Consider the following 20,839-nt stretch of genomic DNA (forward strand, 5'->3'; position numbering starts at 1 on the left):
ATTAAAACCCTAAATAATTGGAGTTGCATCAAGGCGTGCAGCCAACACAGAGGCTGCTTCAAGTATGACGGGTGTGCATTATTGGCACGTAAGCTGCATTACTAAAACGTAACCCGGCCAATGGCGGTCGGGTTGCCAACAAGATTATGGATAAAGGCGTCCTTTCAGCATGTTCACCCCAACGGTGGAATGTGCTGATGGGACGCCTTTTTTATTTTATCGCCTGATTGAAGGACTTGCCGATGACGCACACCAAACCCTCCGGGTTTAACCTGACGCGCCGCCGATTTTTGGCCGGTAGCGCGGCACTGGGCGGCAGCATGATGTTGCCTGGCCTGATGAACGCCGCCTGGGCGGCAGGCTCTGACGCCCCGGAGAAAAAAGAGATCCGCGTGGGCTTTATTCCACTTACCGACTGCGCTTCGGTGGTGATGGCGGCAGTTAAACAGTTCGATCTGAAGTACGGCATCAAAATTATCCCCAGCAAGGAGGCCAGTTGGGCGGCGGTGCGCGACAAACTTTTGTCCGGTGAACTGGATGCGGCGCACGTGCTGTACGGCATGGTGTATGGCCTGCAGCTAGGCGTCGCCGGGCCACAGCAGGATATGGCGGTGTTGATGACGCTCAACAACAACGGCCAGGCGATCACGCTCTCCAACCAGTTAAAGCAGGCCGGCGTCAGCGATGCGGCCAGCTTGAAAAAAACCGTCGATGCCAGCGCCAAAGGCACCTATACCTTCGCCCAAACCTTCCCGACCGGCACCCACGCCATGTGGTTGTATTACTGGCTGGCCAACGCCGGAATTCACCCGTTTGACGACGTGCGTAATGTGGTGGTACCGCCGCCGCAGATGGTGATGAACATGAAAATCGGCAACATGAGCGGCTTTTGTGTGGGTGAGCCGTGGAACCAACGCGCAATTGCCGAGGACATTGGCTTTACCGCCGTGACCAGCCAGGAGATTTGGCCTGATCACCCGGAAAAGGTGCTGGGCACCACCGGCGACTGGGTGACGGCCAACCCCAATAGCGCTCGTGCGCTGACCGCTGCGGTACTTGACGCCGCACGCTGGATCGACAGTTCGGACGCCAACCGACAGGAAACTGCTCAGGTGGTGGCGGGGCGCGCCTACATCAATACCAAACCGGAGATCATTACCGGTCGCATGCTTGGCCAATACCAGAATGGGCTGGGCAAGTCGTGGCAGGACGCGCATGCGATGCGTTTTTTCCACGATGGCGAGGTGAGCTATCCCTATCTGTCTGACGGCATGTGGTTCCTGACCCAGCATCGCCGCTGGGGCCTGTTGAATGCCGAACCGGACTATCTGGCCGTAGCGAAGAAAATCAATCGCATAGAAAACTATAAGCAGGCAGCCAGCGCGGTGGGTGGGGTGAACCTGCCCACCGGGGATATGCGTACCAGCACGTTGTTAGACGGCAAGCGCTGGGACGGTAGCAATCCGGCGGAATACGCCAACAGTTTCACTTTAAAGCGTTGAGGCGACCAATGAAAAATCTTGCTGAACGAATCGATATTCCTGCGTCATCCCGTGCAGAAATCAGTGCGGAAATTGTGCCGCTAAAGCGCCAGGTCAAGTCACCGCTGCCTCGTAAAACCCGCAGGGGGTTGCTGTTACAACAGGCTTTCCGCCGGGGCGTTCCCGCGGTATTCGGATTGGTGTTGACCCTTGTGGTCTGGCAGGTTGCGGCGCTTAACAGCAAGGGGTTCCCGACGCCTTGGGCCACCTGGCAGGCGGCACTGGTGCTGTTTGCCGACCCATTCTATTCCACCGGGCCGAACGATCAGGGCATTGGCTGGAACGTACTGGCTTCGCTGCAGCGTGTGGCGACCGGTTTTGGGCTAGCGGCCCTGGTCGGTATTCCGGCCGGTTTTCTGCTGGGGCGTTTTGCGTTTCTGGCCAACATGCTCAACCCGATCATTTCACTGCTGCGCCCGGTCAGTCCGCTGGCCTGGTTGCCGATTGGCCTGCTGCTGTTCCAGCGGGCGGAGCCGGCTTCAACCTGGACCATTTTCATCTGCTCCATCTGGCCGATGATTCTCAACACCGCCGAGGGTGTCACGCGTATTCCGCAGGATTACCTCAACGTGGCGCGGGTGCTCAAGCTGTCGGAGTGGACGGTGATGCGCAAAATCCTGTTCCCTGCGGTGCTACCTTACGTGCTGACTGGCGTGCGTCTGTCTATCGGCATCGCCTGGCTGGTGATTGTGGCGGCGGAAATGCTGACCGGCGGTATCGGCATTGGTTTTTGGATCTGGAATGAGTGGAACAACCTCAACGTCGAAAACATCATTATTGCCATTATCGTGATCGGTGTGGTCGGGCTGTTGCTCGAACAGGGACTGATGTTATTGGCAAAACGTTTTAGTTATCCGAACCGCTAGGAGTACGTCATGAAACCGATTATTCAGGTCCAGAACGTCAGCCAGCGTTTTGCCACCCCGCAGGGGGAGTTTATTGCGCTGGAGCGGGTGAGCTTTGATATTCAGGTTGGGGAAACTCTCAGCCTGATCGGCCACTCCGGCTGCGGTAAATCAACGCTGCTGAATTTGATCGCCGGGCTGACCTTGCCCAGCGACGGCGTGTTGCTGTGTGACAACCGGCAAATCACCGGGCCTGGCCCGGAGCGCGGTGTGGTGTTTCAGAACCATTCGCTGCTGCCGTGGCTGACGACTTACGAGAATGTGGCGCTGGCGGTGCATCAGGTGTTTCGTCATGAGATGACGCGCAGTGAAATGCGCGACTGGATTGAACACAACCTGGCGCTGGTGCATATGAGCCATGCGCTGGAAAAACGTCCGCATGAAATCTCCGGTGGTATGAAGCAGCGCGTTGGCATAGCTCGCGCATTGGCGATGAAACCCAAAGTGCTGTTGATGGATGAACCCTTTGGCGCCCTGGACGCGCTGACGCGTGCACATCTGCAGGACGCGGTGATGGAAATCCAGCAGCGGCTGCACACGACCATAGTGCTGATCACTCACGACGTTGACGAAGCGGTGCTGCTGTCAGACCGGGTACTAATGATGACCAATGGCCCGTCGGCCACCGTCGGTGAAATCTTGCCGGTGGCGCTGCCGCGCCCACGTTCACGGGTAGCGCTGGCGGATGATCCGCAATATCACCATTACCGTCGGCAGGTGCTGAAATTCCTTTACGAAAAGCACGCGAAAGCGGCATGAGAGCCAGACGATGGATAAACCCAGACTGGTGGTGATTGGTAACGGCATGGCGGGTATGCGGCTGGTGGAAACCCTTTGCCGGCTGCGGCCTGCGCACTATGCCATCACAGTGATTGGCGAAGAGCCGCGGGGTAACTACAACCGCATTCTGCTGTCGCCGGTGTTGGCGGGGGACAAAACGTTCAGCGACACCCTGCTGCATGACTATGACTGGTATCGGCAGCAGGGGGTGCAACTGCTGGCCGGAGACCCGGTATTGACGGTGGATCGGCAGCAAAAGTGGGTGAGTACTGCCCGGCATCGGTTGCCTTATGACCTGCTGGTGTTGGCGACGGGTTCACGCCCCTTGCGGCCACCGCTGCCGGGTGGGGCATTAAACGGCGTTTATGGTTTTCGCACCTTGGATGATGTTGAAGCGATGCTTAGCCGTTGCCGTCCGGGCCGGTCGGCGTTGGTGATGGGCGGCGGCGTATTGGGGATTGAGGCGGCAGCGGCACTGGCGCAGCGAGGCATGCGCGTCACCGTGGTACACCGGGGCGAGCACCTGATGGAACGCCAGTTGGACGCTCAGGCGGGGCGGATGTTGCAACATAACCTGCTGCAGCGTGGTATCGAATGCCGGTTGAACTGCGAAGTCAGCCGGTTTCAGGGAAACGAACAGGTGAATTCGGCTAGCCTGAGTAACGGCGAAATAGTGGCCTGCGAACTGGTGGTGATCGCCATCGGGGTGCAGCCGGAAATTAGCCTGGCGCAGGCCGCCGGACTGGCCTGTCGGCGTGGCATCGTGATCGACGACCAGATGCAAACGGCAGATCCGGCGGTGTTTGCCATCGGTGAATGTGCTCAGTTTGGCGAGGGCACTTTGGGCCTGGTGGCTCCCTGCTGGCAGCAGGCTGAACTGTTGGCGCGACGGCTGAGCGGGGAGTCGGTGGCGGGCTACCGACCAACGCCGTTGCATACCCGCCTGAAAGTCAGTGGCGTCGAGGTCTTTAGCGCTGGCGAAATGGTTGTCAACGGGCTCACCGAGGTTCATCACGCCGAAGATCCGCAGGCGCAGCATTACCGCCGCCTGTTGGTGCGTGACGGCAAATTACAGGGCGTGGTGTTGTATGGCGACGCTCAGGACAGCCCTTTTTATCTGCAGCAGCTTGGCCTGCCGGTGCAACACCCGGATGACTTACTGTTTGGCAGCAGCGAACCCCTGACGCCTGCGGCGTCTGACGAGAGGATATCTGATATGCACAAGCCCGTCTTGTTGGTTGCCGGTCACGGCATGGTCGGTCATCACTTCCTGGAACAACTGGTCACTCGCGAGCTGCATTTGCAGTACCACATTGTGGTGTTTGGCGAAGAGTCGGTGGCAGCTTATGACCGGGTACACCTGTCCGAGTTTTTCTCCGGCCGCAGTGCGGACTCGCTGTCGATGGTCGAGGCGGACTTCTTCGAACGTAATGGTATAGAGCTGCGCTTGGGGCAGGAGGTGTGCGCCATCGACAGACAACGTAAATGCGTGATGGATGCCGAGGGCCGTGAGACGGCTTATGACCGGTTGGTGCTGGCGACCGGCTCCTATCCGTTTGTGCCACCGATCCCCGGCAATGATCGCCCTGGCTGCCTGGTTTACCGCACGCTCGACGATCTGGCCGCAATCGCAGACTGCGCCAAAACCGCGCGCGTCGGGGTGGTGGTCGGTGGCGGCTTGCTGGGGTTGGAGGCTGCCAACGCGTTGCGCCAGCTTGGGCTTAACACCCATGTGGTGGAGTTTGCGCCGCGCCTGATGGGGGTACAGTTAGATGACGGTGGCGCGACCATGCTGCGCAACAAAATCGAGGCATTGGGCGTCAGCGTGCATACTGGCAAGCAAACTCAGGCGATTAGTGACGGTTCGTTACACCGTCACTGCATGAACTTTGCCGATGGTGAGCGCTTAGAGGCTGATTTAATCCTGTTTTCTGCCGGCATTCGTCCTCGTGACCAGCTTGCCCGTGCTGCCGAACTGGAAGTGGGGGCACGCGGCGGCATTGTGATCGATAGCCAGTGCCGCACCAGCGATGAGGCGATTTATGCTATCGGTGAGTGCGCCTTGTGGAACGGGCAAATTTTCGGCCTGGTGGCACCGGGCTACCAAATGGCACGCATCCTGGCCGATCGGCTGGCTGGCGGCGAAAACGTGTTCTGTGGCGCGGACATGAGCACCAAACTGAAATTGTTGGGTGTGGAAGTCGCGTCGATCGGTGATGCTCATGGTCACACTCCCGGCAGCCAGAGTTACACTTGGGTCGACGGCCCGGAGCAAGTGTATAAAAAATTGGTGATTGACGCGGACGGCAAGCGATTGCTGGGGGCGGTACTGGTGGGCGACAGTGCGCAATACAGTACGCTGCAGCAGATGATGCTAAATGACCTGCCGTTACCTGCCGTGCCGGAAAGCCTGATTTTACCCGCAACGGCAGGGGCTGCACCGAAAGCGCTGGGCGTTTCCGCCTTGCCGGCCACGGCGCAGATCTGTTCTTGTCATAACGTCAGCAAGGGCGATATCAGTGCCGCGGTGGAACAAGGTTGCGGCGATTTGGCGGCGGTCAAAGCCTGTACCAAAGCGGGCACCGGCTGTGGTGGCTGCGCGGCCTTGGTCAAACAGCTGATGGAGCACGAATTGCAGCAGCGCGGCGTGAACGTGAAGAAAGACATTTGCGAGCATTTCGCCTATTCGCGCCAGGAGCTGTATCACCTGGTCCGCGTCGGCAACATCCGCACCTTTGACGAGTTGCTGGCCCGGCATGGTCATGGGTATGGCTGTGAGGTGTGCAAACCGCTGGCGGGGTCGATTTTGGCTTCGTGCTGGAACGAATATCTGCTCAAGCCGCAGCACCTGCCGCTGCAGGATACCAACGATCGTTTTTTTGCCAATATCCAGAAAGACGGCACCTATTCGGTGGTCCCACGGGTACCGGCCGGGGAAATCACTCCGCAAGGGTTGATCGCCATCGGCCAAATTGCCCAGCGCTATCAGCTCTACACCAAGATTACCGGTGGCCAGCGGGTTGACCTGTTCGGCGCCCGGCTGGAGCAATTGCCGGAGATTTGGCAGCAATTGGTCGACGCCGGATTTGAAACCGGGCATGCCTACGGCAAGTCACTGCGCACGGTGAAATCTTGCGTCGGTTCCAGTTGGTGCCGCTATGGCGTGCAGGATTCCACCGCGCTGGCTATCGAACTGGAGCATCGTTACAAGGGGGTGAGGTCGCCACATAAAATCAAGATGGCGGTTTCCGGCTGTACCCGAGAGTGCGCAGAGGCGCAGAGCAAAGACGTCGGGGTCATTGCCACTGATAAAGGCTGGAACCTGTACCTGTGCGGCAACGGCGGCATGAAACCACGCCATGCAGATTTGTTTGCCAGCGATCTTGATACCGCAACGCTGATCCGTACGGTCGACCGTTTCCTGATGTTCTACATTCGTACCGCCGATCGCCTGCAGCGCACCAGCACCTGGATGGACAATCTGGAAGGCGGGCTGGACTACCTGCGTGAAGTGGTCTTGCAAGACAGCCTGGGGATCGGTAGCGAATTGGACGCCGAAATGGAAACTGTGGTCAGTCATTACCAATGTGAATGGCAAACCACGCTCGCCAGCCCGGATCGCCTCAAACTGTTCCGTCCGTTTGTTAACAGCGAGCAGCCGGATGAGGCCATAGTCTGGCAGGCGGAGCGCGGACAACGTCGCCCGGCGACAGCTGTGGAACGTGGGCAGATGATTGAGGTGCAACCGGCTGCGGCCGCCCAGGAACAGTGGCAGGATGTCTGTGCGCTGGCGGAAATCCCGGCCAACGCCGGTATTGCCGCCCGGCTGGGGCAGCGACAGATTGCGCTATTCCATCTGCCGGACAAGGGGGTTTATGCGTTGGCCAATCTGGAGCCGGACAGCGACGCCAACGTACTGGCACGCGGGCTGCTGGGTGACGTAGCCGGCGAACCCGTGGTGATTTCCCCGTTGTACAAACAGCGTTTTCGCCTGAGTGACGGCATCTGCGTGGATAATACCGGGCGTGCTGTCACCGTCTGGCCGGTGCGGGTCGAGGCTGGCCGCGTGTGGGTAGGCAGTACACCACTGTCGGTACAGGCCAAACGACCAGAAACGGCGGAAGTGACGTCATGAACGCCGTACATTGCACCACTTGCCCATACTGTGGCGTGGGTTGTGGGGTCGCCATTGAACAGCAGAACAATGGTGAGCTGGCGGTCCGCGGCGATGTGGCGCACCCGGCCAATCAGGGGCGACTGTGCGTCAAAGGTAGCGCGCTGGGTGAAACACTGAGCTTGACGGGCCGCTTGTTACAGCCGCAGGTTGATGGCCTGCCGGTTAGCTGGGATCAGGCGCTTGAGCAGGTGGCACAGCGTTTTAGCCAGATTATTGAGCAATATGGCCCGCAGGCGGTGGCGTTTTATGCCTCCGGCCAACTGCTGACCGAAGATTATTACGTGGCAAACAAACTGATGAAGGGATTCATCGGTGCGGCCAATATCGATACTAACTCCCGACTGTGTATGGCGTCGGCGGTGGTCGGCTACAAGCGGGCATTCGGCGGTGATGTGGTGCCCTGCAGCTATGAAGATATCGAACAGGCGGATCTGGTGATATTGACCGGTTCCAACACCGCCTGGGCGCATCCGGTGGTCTATCAACGGCTGGTGAAAGCCCGTAAGCTGCGCCCGCAGATGCGGGTGGTGGTGATTGACCCGCGTGAGACGGCGACCTGCGATATTGCCGACTTGCATTTGCCGCTGCGCCCCGGCAGCGACGCGGCTTTGTTTACCGGGGGGCTGCGCTGGCTGGCAGAACAGCAGAAGCTGGATACCGCCTTTTTGCAACGGCATGCCAACGGCACCGAGGCTACGTTGGCTGCGGCGGTGGATTGGACCCCGCAGCGGGTGGCCGAGTTTTGCGAGCTGCCACTGAGTGCCGTGCTGGCGTTTTTCCACCTGCTTACCGCGTCCCATAACTGGGTCACGCTCTATTCGATGGGTATTAACCAATCGACCAGCGGTGCGGATAAATGCAATGCGATTATCAATCTGCACCTGGCGGGGGGGCGCATTGGCCGCGTGGGCAGCGGCCCGTTTTCAATCACCGGTCAACCCAATGCCATGGGCGGGCGGGAAGTCGGCGGATTAGCCAATCAGCTGGCGGCACATATGGCGTTCACCCCCGAGGATATCGACCGGGTACGGCGTTTTTGGCAGTCGCCGCGCATTGCTCAACAACCGGGGCTGAATGCGGTGGATCTATTCCAGGCGATTGCTGCCGGGCAGGTAAAGGCGGTGTGGATTATGGGCACTAACCCGGTGGTCTCCCTGCCGGATGCCGATGCAGTAAGGCAGGCGCTAAAACACTGCCCATTGGTGGTGGTGTCCGAAGTGATGGCGATGACCGATACCGCTGAGTTGGCGCATATCCGCCTGCCTGCACTGGCCTGGGGAGAAAAGGAGGGCAGCGTGACCAATTCCGAACGCTGTATTTCACGCCAGCGCGCATTTTTGCCGGTACCGGGGCAAGCCCGTGCCGACTGGTGGATCCTTAGCCAGGTTGCGCAGCGGATGGGGTATGGTGCGGCGTTTGGTTATCAACATCCTTCGGAGGTATTCAGTGAGCACGCGGCGCTGTCAGGTTTTGAAAATAACGGCACCCGTGCGTTCGATATCAGTCAGTTGGCGGGATGGGATCTACAGCAATGGTTGCAGATGGCACCGGTACAGTGGCCGGTCAATGCACAGCATCCTGATGGTTGTCGACGAATGTTTGGCGATGGGCGCTTTTTCCATGCCGACGGCAAGGCGCGACTGCTGCCGGTGACGCCACGCTTGCCGCACAATGCAGTATCAGCCGGTTATCCGCTGGTGTTGAACACCGGTCGCATACGCGATCAGTGGCACACCATGACGCGCACCGGCAAGGCATCGCGGCTGATGCGCCATTTGAGTGAACCCTTCTGCGAAATACACCCGCAGGATGCGGACAAACTGGGCATTGCCGATAGCAGTCTGGTTCGACTGAGCTCGCCCCACGGCTGGATGCTGGCGCGCGCGCAGTACAATCCGGGACAGCGGCGCGGTAGCCTGTTTGCTCCTATGCACTGGAACAATCAATTCACAGCACAGGGGCGGGTCGACAGCCTGATCCCACCGCTGGTGGATGCCGACTCCGGCCAGCCGGAAAGCAAACATGCGCCAGTGCGGGTCAGTCATTGGCCCACGAGCTGGCAGGCTGAGATTTTTATTCGTGCCGAGGTTGCCGCCCCCAAGGGGATCTACTGGAGCCGTGTCGCGCAGGATGATTTGACTCACTACATTATGGCCGGGCAGCAGCCGGTTGAAGACTGGCAAGCCTGGCTACGGCGGCATTTCTCGCTGGAGGGGCTGACGCTGCAAACGGCTCAGTTGGCCCAGCGTGGTCTGCACCTGATTGGCTGGCGGCAGGGCGAGGTGCAATTGGCGTTTTATGTCCGCCAACATGCCCCGGTGCTGGATCGTCCGGCGATCCTCCACGCCTTTGAGCAGGCTCCCAGCACCGGGGCGGAACGGCTGGCACTGCTGGCGGGGCGGGGGGCACCGGGTCAGTCAGCGGCGGGCTCCACGATTTGTAGCTGTTTTGGCGTAGGCGAGAATCGCATCATTGTGGCAATCGAGCAGGGTTGCCACAGCACTGAGGCATTGGGTGCCAGCCTGCAATGCGGCACTAACTGTGGTTCCTGCCTGCCCGAGCTGAAAAAACTGATTCAACAGCATACAGCCCAACGGGTGGCCTAGCGGAGGTGGTGAGATGAACAATATAGATAAACTGATGCTGGCCGGCGATCTGCGGCAGCCGGTATGCCGTGGTGAAGTGTGGCTGGTGGGGGCTGGTCCGGGTGACGCTGAGCTGCTGACGTTAAAGGCGCTACGGGTGATCCGACAGGCGGACGTGGTGGTGTTCGATCGTTTGGTTTCCCCGGCGGTGATGGCCCTGCTGCCGCCGGAGGCACTGCGTATTGACGTGGGAAAATCGATGGGTTGCCACACGCTGTCACAAAAGCAGATCGATCACCTGCTGGTCGAGTTAGCCCTGTCCGGTAATCGGGTCGTGCGACTCAAGGGCGGTGACCCTTTTATTTTTGGTCGCGGTGGGGAGGAGATGGTTGAGTTGCAGCGTCATGGCGTGGTTTGCCATGTGGTACCGGGTATCACCGCTGCCAGTGGTTGTGCGGCAGCAAGCGGTATCCCACTGACACACCGTGATTACGCGCAATCGGTGCGTTTTGTCACCGGCCATTGCCGCAATGGCGAGGTGAACCTGGACTGGCGCGCCTTGGTCACTGCAGGTCAGACGCTGGTGTTTTATATGGGGCTGACATTAAGCGAAACCATAGCTACGCAACTGGTGCAGCATGGCATGGCGGCACAGACACCTTTGGCAATTATTGAACGTGGCACGCTACCGCAGCAGCGGGTATTGATTGGGACTTTGGCCGAGTTACCGCTGTTAATTGCCCGTCAGCGGCCGGTGTCACCCAGCCTGCTGGTGATTGGCGAGGTGGTCAGTCTGTACGGCGCGCCGGCTGTTGTCACTGAGATACCGGTAAAAGTACCGACTTTCCAGGTCAGCCTGGTGTCAGGGTGAAGGGCCGATATCAGCGTTTGCCAACAGAACCAGCCAGCCGGCAAGCGCCAGATAAAGACCAAATGGCAGCGTATCCTGCCTGCCGGGTTTGCGCAGTAAACCGGTTAGCGCCGTCGCGCACAGCCCGACCGCTGCGGCACCGGTGACCAGCATCGGCAGGGTGGCCCAGCCGGTCCAGGCACCCAGTGCCGCCAACAGTTTAAAATCTCCCTGACCGATACCGTCCGTTTTCCGCCTGCGGCGATAGGCCGCATTGAGCAACCACAGTGAAAGATAACCGATGCTGGCCCCGGTTACCGCCTCGGTCAGCGAAACAAAATAGCCTTGCTGATTGACTAACAGCCCGGCCCATAGCAGCGGTTGGGTCAGGCGATCGGGTAATAGTCGGTGTTGCCAGTCAATGAGAGCCAGCGCCAGCAATATCGTTGCTACCGGCAGCAGCAATAACCGTTGCAGCAGTGGAATAGAGAAAGGCAGGGCTGCCAGCCCGGCACTGACGGCTATCAACATCACCCTGCGCACCCTCGGTATGCGGTACTGCGTCAAGCCTGGCGGCAGGGTGCTTATCAGCCGAGGGGCGAGGGTGGCGGGCAGTAACATGGCCGGGATAAACAGGCCACGAAACCAGAAATCGAGCTGAGGATTATCGAACATAAAAGCGTCCTTGCCGGTCTGAAATTAGCGTTCAAAATAGCGGCAAAAAGGGTTTCATGCAGAGCAAATGACTTACCGATTATCGGTATTGCGCAGGGGGTCGCAAGATGTTGTTAAATACCAGGTGAAATACACTGAAATTGCGAATTACTAAGCATAATCAATAGATTGATTTATTTTCGAATGTTAATGTGCGGTTTTTTTCGCCAAAATCAGCGATGAAATAAAGTGAATTTTCGATTTCAGCCGCAAGAGTTTCAGCGTTTTTCTGGCCATCACATCACTGGCTAAAATTATTGAGCTATGTATGACGTTGTCACCTGGTTGAATGAGGTTTATCTGATTGTTTCTGATGAGGAACCCACTAGACTTTAGGGTTCATGATGCAGTTTGGCCGTCCGGTGCCCGTTAGGGGGAAATATCGAGTAGCAAACTGCTCAACGTTTGGGTTGTCTGTCGTCTGGAGTGACGGCAGCAAAAAAAGGTTTATCTGCCTACCCCTCGGGATGAAGGGGCGGCGACGGTGTAATGACAGACGTTATCCATAAAGCGCGTTACCGATTGAGAAAAGTCGTTCAATTGTTCTTCTCACCCGCCAGCGGTTTACCAGCGGTGGGGCTGGCGTGGCTGGTTGGCGCGTTGCCCGCCTACGCCGAATCACCACCCGCACCGGACTCTGTGGCTCAGCAACCGGCCAACGATTTGCCGGAACTGGGCGGCAGTGCGTCGAGTGACGCGGAGCGTGAAAAAGAGTGGGCCACCATGGCCAAACAGCTGGGTGAACGTAACCTGAATAACGTTTCCAGCCAACAGGTGCGCACCCGCGCCGAGAGCTATGCCGTGGGGCAAGCCAGCAGCGTGTTGCAACAGCAGGCCCAGGAGCTGCTTTCACCACTGGGTAACGCCAAACTGTCGCTGGTGATGTCCGACCAGGGGGATTTTTCCGGCAGTAACGGCCAGTTGTTCAGCCCGCTGTATGATGTTAACGGCTTGCTGACCTACAGCCAACTCGGCCTGTTGCAGCAAACCCAGGGTTCGCTGGGCAACTTTGGTCTCGGCCAGCGCTGGGTCGCCGGTGATTGGTTATTGGGGTATAACACGGTGCTCGACAGCGATTTTGCACGTCAGCATAACCGCGCCAGCCTGGGGGCCGAAGCCTGGGGCGATTATCTGCGTTTTTCCGCTAACTATTACTATCCGCTGTCGGCGCTGGCGCAACAGAAGGATAACGCCCAGTTCCTCAGTCGTCCGGCGAGCGGGTATGACATCACCACTCAGGGCTACCTGCCGTTTTACCGCCAGATTGGCGGCTCGCTCAGCTATGAACAGTACTGGGGTGAGAACGTCGATCTGTTTGGCAGCGGCAAAAAGCAAAATGACCCGCGTGCCATGCAACTGGGGGTGAATTACACACCGGTCCCGTTGGTGACGGTGAAAGCGCTGCACAAAATGGGGGAAGGTGGGGTCAGTCAGGATCAGGTCGAGCTGGCGTTGAGTTATCGGCTTGGCGTACCGCTGGTGAAGCAGATTTCGCCGGAATATGTCGCTCAGGCCAAGTCGCTGCGTGGCAGCCGTTATGACAACATCGAACGGAAAAATGTGCCGGTGATGGCGTTTAAGCAACGCAAAACTCTGCAAGTGTTTCTGGCAACGCCACCCTGGCGTCTGCAACCGGGGGAAACCTTGCCGCTGGTGCTGGAAATCAAAACCACCAACAAAATTACCCGGGTCAGTTGGCAGGGGGATACGCAGGCACTAAGCCTGACGCCGTCGCAAAACAGTAACGATCCGCACGGCTGGAGCCTGATTGTACCGCAATGGGACGACTCACCGGATGCCACCAACCGATACCGCCTGTCGGTGACGCTGGAAGACGACAAGCAGCAGTTGGTGACCTCTAACTGGATCCAACTGCAGGTGACGCCACCGCTGACGGCCTCTGCTGAAGCTGATCACGGACTGCCACCGGCGAAAATACTGCAACCGCCCACTATTCCGGCGGAAACCGGGCCGTTGAACGGCAGTGATTAACCGTTTTTTCCCTGCAGCACCCAGACGGCGGCTTCAACGCGAGATTTCAGCTTCATTTTTTTCAACAGGTGTTTGACGTGCACCTTAACGGTGCTTTCGGTGATGGTCAGCTTGCGGGCGATCATCTTGTTCGGCAGGCCTTGGGCGATCAGCTTGAGAATGTCGCGCTCACGTGGCGTCAACTGCTGGATATCGCGTTCGGCACTGGGGCGGTTCTCACGCAGGCTGGCCGCCAGGATCGGCGTCAACGCCTCGCTTAACACCATCTGACCGGCGGCAGCCTGATGCAGCGCTTTCAGCAGTTCTTCCGGCTCCATATCTTTCAGCAGATAGCCGTCGGCACCGCGTTTTAGCGCACTGACTACGTCATCTTCTTGATTTGACACGCTAAACACCACAATGCGCCCGGAGAGCGCGATCATGCGCAGGCGATCCAGCGTTTCCAGACCATTGATGCCCGGCATGTTCAGATCGAGCAGGATCAGATCCGGATCATGCTCTTCGGCCAACGAGACACCCTGTTCGCCGTTGCCTGCTTCAGCGATTACCTGCAGGCGCGAATCCATGCCGATGAGCTGTTTTACGCCATTGCGCAGCATCGGGTGGTCATCAATCAGTAAAATAGTAGCGGCAGTTTCGGTGGTCATGGTTTCTCCCATTAGTCGATGGCGTGGTTGTCCGGTTTAAATACCACCCGGACTTCAGTGCCGCCGGTGCTGCGGGGTAAAATCTCGCAGTGGCCGTGCAGGCTTTTGGCGCGATCGCGCATGATTATCAGGCCGTAGTGATCGGGGCGATCGGTATCTGGCGGCAATCCGCAGCCGTTATCGCAGACGCTCAGAGTGACCTCGCCTCGTTGATTGACGACCTGAATACTCACCTGGCTGGCCTGAGCATGTTTGTTGATGTTGCTTAATGCCTCACGGGCAATCTGCAACAGGTGGATGGCCTGATAAGCGGGCACCGTACGCGGCGTTAACTGATAGTCGAGCTGGATGGCGATGCCGAGCCGTTGGCTAAACTCCTGCACCGTCGACTGCAAGGCGGCCAGCAGCCCCGGTTCCGTCAGCCGCAGGCGGAAGGTGGTCAAGAGTTCACGCAGCTGGCGGTAGGCGATGTTTAACTCTTCGCGCATCTGTTGTACCAGCGCCAGGTTGGCGGGTGAGAGTTCGGCACCCTGCATTTGCAGGCAACTGGTTTGCATCTTCAGGCATGACAATGACTGGGCGATGGAGTCATGCAGCTCACGGGCTATCGCTGCGCGCTCTTCCATCAGCATCAACTGCTGTTGATGATCCACCTGACGTTCAATCGCCAGCACGCTGGTCAACTGTTCGACCAAGGTACTCATCAATTGTCGATGCTCGTCATTCAGCGGGCGCTGTGGCGCATGTTGCGCGACAATCACCCCGTAATCCCCCAGCTTGTCACTCAGGCTCCAGCTTAACGAAGGGTGATCGGCTTGTTGCTGCTCGTCGTCGCTCAGGCAGGCGCTGCACACCGGGTTATTGCAATATTCCGGCCGCAGCGGCTGGTTGCCGCACAACTGGACAAACTGTTCCTGACTGTTGTTTTCGTACAGCCGAACCTGGATGGCGCGCAGTGGCGTCAGGGTTTGCAACTGATTGAGGATCGGCGTCAGGCGGCTGCATAAAGGCTCATTGGCGTGTAACTGACGGCTGGCGTGATACAAAAAGCTCAGCACCTGATTCTTTTGCTGCAAATCGGCGGTTTTTTCTGCCACCCGCTGCTCCAGCCCGTTGTACATGGTGGCCAGTTCGTCGGACATGGTGTTTAACGCGCCGCCGAGTGAAGCCATTTCATCCTGATGGCCACGCTGGGCAAAACGGCGGCTGAAATCGCCGCGACCCGCTGACTGCGCCATCGCCACCAATTGACGCCATGGATGCAGCAGACGACGGCGCAGGTAACAGATAGTCCCGACCAGCAGCAACAGCGTCAGCGCGATAAACACCGCCTGCACCAGCATCACCGTCAGCAGCCGACGTTCGGTATGGTGGTCGATATCCGAGACCAGCGTATCGAGCAGGGAAACAAAATGTATCACCTGCGGGGTTGCCTCCGCCGGTTGTCGGGCCGCCCGCAGCCTTGGCAGCAGGGTTTCTTGCCAGTAATTATCCAACGCCTGAAACTGTTCGGTCAGTTGCTCTTGCGTCACTGAACGCTGAAGATCGGGGCTGTTGGCATCCTGATCCAGCTCGCGGATCAGCGCTTCGCTGTGTGCATTCAACGGCACCTGAGCCAGCAGGCGATAACTTTGCATTCGCAGCGAACCGGCTTTGTTGATGGCATGTGCATTGCCCTGAATGCTTTGCGACATCCAGGCTGAAATGCTCATACCGGCCACGCCCAGTATCCCCAGCAGCAACATCAGGACGGCCACCTGGTTCACGATGGAAAGCGGTGCTAACAGGCGTTTCATAGGTTTTGGATCTCCGACGGCAGAGCAAGATATGGCTGGTAACCAGGGAACAAACGCAGGTGGTAATCAGCGGGTGTGGTAACGATCCAGCGTTATTTTTCATCATACCCGGCGATAACCCCATACCTCTAACGAATTACTCACTAGTTTCCTGTCTGCCTTGTCAGCCGCTGCCAGTGGCGCTGTGTAATCGCCAATGTATTGATTTTCAAGATTTTAAATATATGCGGAGAGTTACTCATAAAGGGATGGCGGGGCTTTTCTGGCGGTAGGCTACCTGCATCCGGGTTGATTTACATCAACTTTGCCGTAGGGGGGGCCGCCTAGGGTGGGCGAAGTTATCATCCTGTGTCCGAGGTTTTTATGTCGCAATCTGCAACGTCATTATCAAAACAAACAGGCGCGGTTATTCAGGACTGGCAACCTGAGGATACCGCATTCTGGCAACAACGCGGCCAACGCATTGCCAACCGCAACCTGTGGATCTCCATTCCCTGCCTGCTATTGGCTTTCTGCGTCTGGATGCTGTTTAGCGCAGTCGCGGTCAATTTGAATAAGGTTGGCTTTAATTTCACCACCGATCAGCTGTTTATGCTCACCGCATTACCTTCCGTTTCCGGCGCTATCCTGCGCGTGCCTTATTCCTTTGTGATCCCGATGTTCGGCGGCCGTCGCTGGACGGCGATCAGCACCGGCCTGCTGCTGGTACCCTGCCTGTGGCTGGGGTTTGCGGTGCAGGACGCTACCACGCCCTATAGCGTGTTTGTGATTATCTCTTTACTGTGTGGTTTTGCCGGGGCCAACTTTGCTTCCAGCATGGCCAATATCAGCTTCTTCTTTCCAAAGGCCAGGCAGGGCGGCGCGCTGGGTCTGAATGGCGGCCTGGGCAACCTGGGCGTTAGTGTGATGCAGTTGGTGGCCCCACTGGCCATCTCTGTTGCCATCTTTGGCGCCTTTGGGGGGACCGGCCAGGTACAGGCTGATGGCAGCTCATTATGGCTGGAGAACGCCGCCTGGATTTGGGTGCCTTTCCTGCTGGTCGGTACGCTGGCAGCCTGGTTCGGTATGAACGATCTGGCGGCCTCTAAAGCGTCGCTGCGTCAGCAACTGCCGGTACTCAAACGCGGTCACCTATGGGTGTTGAGCCTGCTGTATCTCGCCACCTTTGGTTCCTTTATCGGTTTTTCCGCCGGCTTTGCCATGTTGTCCAAAACCCAGTTCCCGGACGTGGTGATTTTGCATTATGCCTTCTTCGGTCCGTTCCTTGGCGCTTTGGCACGGCCGGTGGGCGGGGCGCTGTCCGATCGCTTCGGTGGTATTCGCGTCACGCTGATTAACTTTGTGTTGATGGCCGTGTTTGCTGCCTTGCTGTTCCTGACTTTACCGGGGCCAGGGCATACGGGGTCGTTTATCGCATTTTATAGCGTCTTTATGCTGCTGTTCCTCACTGCTGGATTGGGCAGTGGTTCCACCTTCCAGATGATAGCCGTGATCTTCCGTAAAATTACCGTAGATCGGGTTAAGGCCAGCGGCGGCAGTGACGAAAGCGCTCAACGCGAAGCGGTTACCGATTCCGCGGCAGCCCTGGGTTTCATCTCGGCGATCGGGGCCGCAGGCGGCTTCTTTATCCCAAAAGCCTTTGGCACCTCCCTGGCGTTGACCGGCTCACCGGTGGAGGCGATGAAAATCTTCCTGGCGTTCTACGTAGTCTGTGTGCTGGTCACCTGGGTCGTCTACGGCCGTAAAAAATAGTTCACATATCCCCAGTTCCTCCCCGGCAGGGGAGGAACTATTTCCTGCCTTTGCCAGGTGAAGTTTTACTCCCTCAGTGAAATCCCTCTCGCTTTAGGTAATATTCTTATTATCGCACGCCATTTTTCCCTTTGTTTATATACCCGTCATCTTTCAAGTTGCAGCGTTCAAATCTGTTCCTGACAGATTTGCCGCTCACCCCAGGGACTTACTTGAGTAAGCGCCTGGGGATGAGCGAGTTGGCCGCCTAACTGCAACTTGGAAACTATAGGGTATAGGCCTCTCTCTCAACTGTGCTTTTCACTTTAGGTAGACGGATTTTTTTCTGTTGGTTATTTTTCATTTTTCAGTCGAATTCATTACGAAAATAAAACACTGTGTATGACCCATGGCGTGGTAATGAATTTTGGTTTTTTCGTTATTAAAAAATCATCCCATAAAGTTAACAATGATCCTTTGTATTTTGGTTCTATATTTTAACCTGGTGTCCCGTGAAGGATTAAATCAGACAACTCTCATTCTGTTTTGGCAGGCTTTTTGTAGGCTGTCTGGCAATCGGATTAGGTGGAAAAACAGGTGATATCCTTCGCTGACAAGATGAGATTTTACAATTTCACTTAAATAACAAATTTATAACATGGCTGTATTTTTATTTAAAAACAGCGAGTTGGCTGTATTTTATTGCCGGTAAACATGATAAGAAACCATGTTGCCAACAGGGAAATAATGTCATTCAAAGAATCATAACCTCCATTTGAGGAGGGATGTAAAAAATGAAATCAGCAAATTTTTATAAAAATAAATATCTGATGAATGCAACCTGTTGAGTTTACATTTAATTTCTTGAACATTTTTTCATATTTCTATACAAAGTGTGCAGGACAGGCACGCAAAGGAAATTAAAAGTGAATCTTGATAAAAGAATAAAGATTAGGAATCTAGATGTTCTGACACCGTCCAGGGAAAAGTTTCGCCTACGTTGGAAGGAGTATCAGATACTTTCACTTCTTGTCGCCAGGTCCCCAGAACTGGTTAGCCGTACAGAAATTATAGAAAACATATGGAAAGGAACTTATTGCTCAGATTCAACGATAAATCAAACAATTAAATCCATTCGCCAAAAAATAGGTGATGCTGAGCATACACTTATCAGAACCATTCCTCGTCTGGGTTATAAGGTGGAAAACAAGGCGGTTTTTCACTTTATTTCTGAAGAGGATGAATATGTCGCCGATGAAATATGGAATATCGAAAGTGATAACAATAAAGATATTCAAGCGGAACTTTCTGAAAGTGACAATAAAGATGATGGAGTTCTTACTGAAGAAATAGAACGGCCGGAGGAAGTTGCTGCTCCGGTTTCTTCGTCTGTCACGCCCGCAATGCTTAAAAATACGGCAATAAAAAACAAAGCTCCGGCTTCAGCGGGTTTTTTCTCATTTTCTGCCATTCGCGTGGTGAAATACCTGTCGGTATTCGTGTCATTGCTGGTTATTTCACATTTTTCATATGTGCTGGGTAACCAAACTCGCCCGCCAATTATCAATGATATTCAAAACAATACCCGCGTGGTACTCACTTTGACGCTGAACAATCCTTTGACCAAGGAGCCGCAAAGTTTGCTTTGTCTGTATCAGGGTGAAAATCTGGAGCAGGCGACCATTGAGTGTGTTGATCCCAAGCAGGGGAAGTTTAAACAGCCAGTGAAATACGATACTTCAGACGTAAAAGGCGTGGGTAAGATTAATCTTATATTTCCGGGAAAAACCATGGAGTATCAAGTTGCTTACGATGTTAAAAATTAGCTCCAGATGATATTTCACCTTTATCGATAATTTTACATTCGGCTAATATTTTTATTTCATTATTTGTTATTTGAAAGCTCGTTCTGTTTTGTCCAGTCTGGATTCCATGTTCTAACGCCAATTAGCGTCCTGCCTCATGGTGCGGTAGGGAATAATGGGAAACCGGATTGAGTGACAAATTATGGATAAGCGTAAAGTAGCTATCATCGGGGGTTCCGGCTTTATTGGGACGCGTTTGGTTAAGCGTCTGAGTGCGCGTAACGACCTGGTGCTGACCATCGTAGATAAAAAGCCGAGTGAGCATTTTCCTGAACTCTCTCAGTTTGGCGATGTAACCCAGCCCGAAACTCTGCGGCAGGCGCTGGTAGGTTGTGACGCCGTGATTAACCTTGCGGCCGAGCATCAGGATAACGTCGATCCTGTCTCACTGTATTATCAGGTTAACGTTGATGGTGCGCGCAATGTTTGCATGACGGCTTCGGCGCTGAATATCAAACAAATCATCTTTACCTCCTCGGTGGCGGTTTACGGCTTCGTGACTCAGGAAACCGGCGAGGAAGGGCTTTTCGAACCCTTTAACCATTACGGCAAATCAAAGCTGGAGGCCGAGTATGTTTACGAAGCCTGGCGCAAAGCCGATGGCAGCAACAAATTAACCATCATCCGCCCAACGGTGGTGTTTGGTGAAAATAATCGTGGCAACGTTTATAACCTGTTCCGGCAAATCGCCAGCGGCCGTTTTGTGATGATCGGCAGCGGTAATAATATGAAGTCTATGGCTTACGTAGAAAATATTGCCGCCAGACTGGAGCATGCGTTGGATCAGCAGGCAATCTATCAGGTCAGCAATTATGTTGATAAGCCCGACTTCACCATGAATCAACTGGTCGACGTTATTTCTTCTTCATTAGGAAAAAGTAATAAGACTATTCGCATTCCCTATTTATTTGGTCTCTGTGGCGCAACGGCCTTGGATGTGGTGAGCAAAATAAGTCGCCGTAAATTTCCAATTAGCCGAGTGCGGGTGCAAAAATTCTGCGCCAGAACGCAATTTAAAAGCAATGTGCAAAATGATTTCGTGGCGCCGGTCGATCTTGATTTGGCGATCGAAAAAACGATTAAGCACGAGTTTTCCTAGAGATACCTTTATTCAACGCTAAGGTTTTTATTCTTTCTGCTGGCAAGCGGATAAATCTGTATTTAACAGGATTAACTCATGCTGACTTATATCCTGACAATATAAATATTGTTTTTGTTAATAGCGCATTGGGAGCTGTAACTCAAGGGCGGTAGCG

Annotated in this window: 13 protein-coding genes; 10 read left to right on the forward strand and 3 right to left on the reverse strand. The window is 55.7% G+C overall.

Features of this window, described 5'->3' with window-relative positions; translation table 11 throughout:
- The first annotated feature begins 242 nt into the window (after positions 1-242).
- The 6 genes from ACUTQ5_RS06405 to cobA are packed head-to-tail and all read left to right on the forward strand — an operon-like array spanning position 243 to position 10,859.
- A complete protein-coding gene (locus ACUTQ5_RS06405; RefSeq protein ID WP_445650555.1) occupies positions 243-1,502 on the forward strand; it encodes a CmpA/NrtA family ABC transporter substrate-binding protein in 1,260 nt (419 codons plus the stop codon).
- Between the two features lie 8 nt (positions 1,503-1,510).
- On the forward strand, positions 1,511-2,407 hold the full coding sequence (ntrB, locus tag ACUTQ5_RS06410) for a nitrate ABC transporter permease (protein WP_445650556.1): 897 nt from the start codon (positions 1,511-1,513) through the stop codon (positions 2,405-2,407).
- 9 nt (positions 2,408-2,416) lie between these two features.
- A complete protein-coding gene (locus tag ACUTQ5_RS06415) occupies positions 2,417-3,205 on the forward strand; it encodes an ABC transporter ATP-binding protein (RefSeq protein WP_445650557.1) in 789 nt (262 codons plus the stop codon).
- 10 nt (positions 3,206-3,215) lie between these two features.
- The gene (gene nirB, locus ACUTQ5_RS06420; protein WP_445650558.1) at positions 3,216-7,361 is read left to right on the forward strand and encodes a nitrite reductase large subunit NirB; all 4,146 of its coding nucleotides are present in this window, start codon (positions 3,216-3,218) and stop codon (positions 7,359-7,361) included.
- Positions 7,358-10,009: a nitrate reductase gene (locus ACUTQ5_RS06425; protein WP_445650559.1), complete on the forward strand. Its 2,652-nt coding sequence runs from the start codon at positions 7,358-7,360 to the stop codon at positions 10,007-10,009. The genes nirB and ACUTQ5_RS06425 overlap by 4 nt, the downstream gene beginning before the upstream one ends.
- A gap of 13 nt (positions 10,010-10,022) precedes the next feature.
- Positions 10,023-10,859, forward strand: a complete 837-nt coding sequence (gene cobA, locus ACUTQ5_RS06430) for a uroporphyrinogen-III C-methyltransferase (RefSeq protein ID WP_445650560.1) — start codon at positions 10,023-10,025, stop codon at positions 10,857-10,859.
- Here cobA and ACUTQ5_RS06435 read toward each other — a convergent pair.
- Entirely contained in the window at positions 10,851-11,513 is a 663-nt protein-coding gene (locus ACUTQ5_RS06435) for a prepilin peptidase (protein ID WP_445650561.1), read from the reverse strand. The two genes, cobA and ACUTQ5_RS06435, sit on opposite strands and share 9 nt — an antisense overlap.
- 528 nt (positions 11,514-12,041) lie before the next feature.
- Here ACUTQ5_RS06435 and ACUTQ5_RS06440 point away from each other — a divergent pair.
- Complete coding sequence (locus tag ACUTQ5_RS06440; protein ID WP_445650562.1) at positions 12,042-13,544, forward strand: YchO/YchP family invasin; 1,503 nt, start codon at positions 12,042-12,044, stop codon at positions 13,542-13,544.
- On the opposite strand, the gene narL is transcribed toward ACUTQ5_RS06440, so the two are convergent.
- Positions 13,541-14,191: a two-component system response regulator NarL gene (narL, locus tag ACUTQ5_RS06445; RefSeq protein WP_445650563.1), complete on the reverse strand. Its 651-nt coding sequence runs from the start codon at positions 14,189-14,191 to the stop codon at positions 13,541-13,543. The two genes, ACUTQ5_RS06440 and narL, sit on opposite strands and share 4 nt — an antisense overlap.
- Positions 14,192-14,202: 11 nt before the next feature.
- Entirely contained in the window at positions 14,203-15,987 is a 1,785-nt protein-coding gene (narX, locus tag ACUTQ5_RS06450) for a nitrate/nitrite two-component system sensor histidine kinase NarX (protein ID WP_445650564.1), read from the reverse strand.
- A gap of 363 nt (positions 15,988-16,350) precedes the next feature.
- On the opposite strand from narX, the gene ACUTQ5_RS06455 reads away from it, so the two are divergent.
- From ACUTQ5_RS06455 to ACUTQ5_RS06465, 3 genes are all read left to right on the forward strand, one after another.
- Entirely contained in the window at positions 16,351-17,739 is a 1,389-nt protein-coding gene (locus tag ACUTQ5_RS06455) for a NarK family nitrate/nitrite MFS transporter (RefSeq protein ID WP_445650565.1), read from the forward strand.
- 905 nt (positions 17,740-18,644) lie between these two features.
- The gene (locus ACUTQ5_RS06460) at positions 18,645-19,544 is read left to right on the forward strand and encodes a winged helix-turn-helix domain-containing protein (RefSeq protein ID WP_445650566.1); all 900 of its coding nucleotides are present in this window, start codon (positions 18,645-18,647) and stop codon (positions 19,542-19,544) included.
- Positions 19,545-19,725: 181 nt separating this feature from the next.
- Entirely contained in the window at positions 19,726-20,682 is a 957-nt protein-coding gene (locus ACUTQ5_RS06465; RefSeq protein ID WP_445650567.1) for an NAD-dependent epimerase/dehydratase family protein, read from the forward strand.
- The last annotated feature ends 157 nt before the right edge of the window (positions 20,683-20,839 follow it).

Source organism: Serratia sp. NA_112.1, assembly GCF_052691715.1.

Coding starts and splice junctions, on each gene's coding strand:
- ACUTQ5_RS06405 (WP_445650555.1), top strand. CDS start 243: ATGACGCACACCAAACCCTCCGGGTTTAACCTGACGCGCCGCCGATTT.
- ntrB (WP_445650556.1), top strand. CDS start 1,511: ATGAAAAATCTTGCTGAACGAATCGATATTCCTGCGTCATCCCGTGCA.
- ACUTQ5_RS06415 (WP_445650557.1), top strand. CDS start 2,417: ATGAAACCGATTATTCAGGTCCAGAACGTCAGCCAGCGTTTTGCCACC.
- nirB (WP_445650558.1), top strand. CDS start 3,216: ATGGATAAACCCAGACTGGTGGTGATTGGTAACGGCATGGCGGGTATG.
- ACUTQ5_RS06425 (WP_445650559.1), top strand. CDS start 7,358: ATGAACGCCGTACATTGCACCACTTGCCCATACTGTGGCGTGGGTTGT.
- cobA (WP_445650560.1), top strand. CDS start 10,023: ATGAACAATATAGATAAACTGATGCTGGCCGGCGATCTGCGGCAGCCG.
- ACUTQ5_RS06435 (WP_445650561.1), bottom strand. CDS start 11,513: ATGTTCGATAATCCTCAGCTCGATTTCTGGTTTCGTGGCCTGTTTATC.
- ACUTQ5_RS06440 (WP_445650562.1), top strand. CDS start 12,042: ATGACAGACGTTATCCATAAAGCGCGTTACCGATTGAGAAAAGTCGTT.
- narL (WP_445650563.1), bottom strand. CDS start 14,191: ATGACCACCGAAACTGCCGCTACTATTTTACTGATTGATGACCACCCG.
- narX (WP_445650564.1), bottom strand. CDS start 15,987: ATGAAACGCCTGTTAGCACCGCTTTCCATCGTGAACCAGGTGGCCGTC.
- ACUTQ5_RS06455 (WP_445650565.1), top strand. CDS start 16,351: ATGTCGCAATCTGCAACGTCATTATCAAAACAAACAGGCGCGGTTATT.
- ACUTQ5_RS06465 (WP_445650567.1), top strand. CDS start 19,726: ATGGATAAGCGTAAAGTAGCTATCATCGGGGGTTCCGGCTTTATTGGG.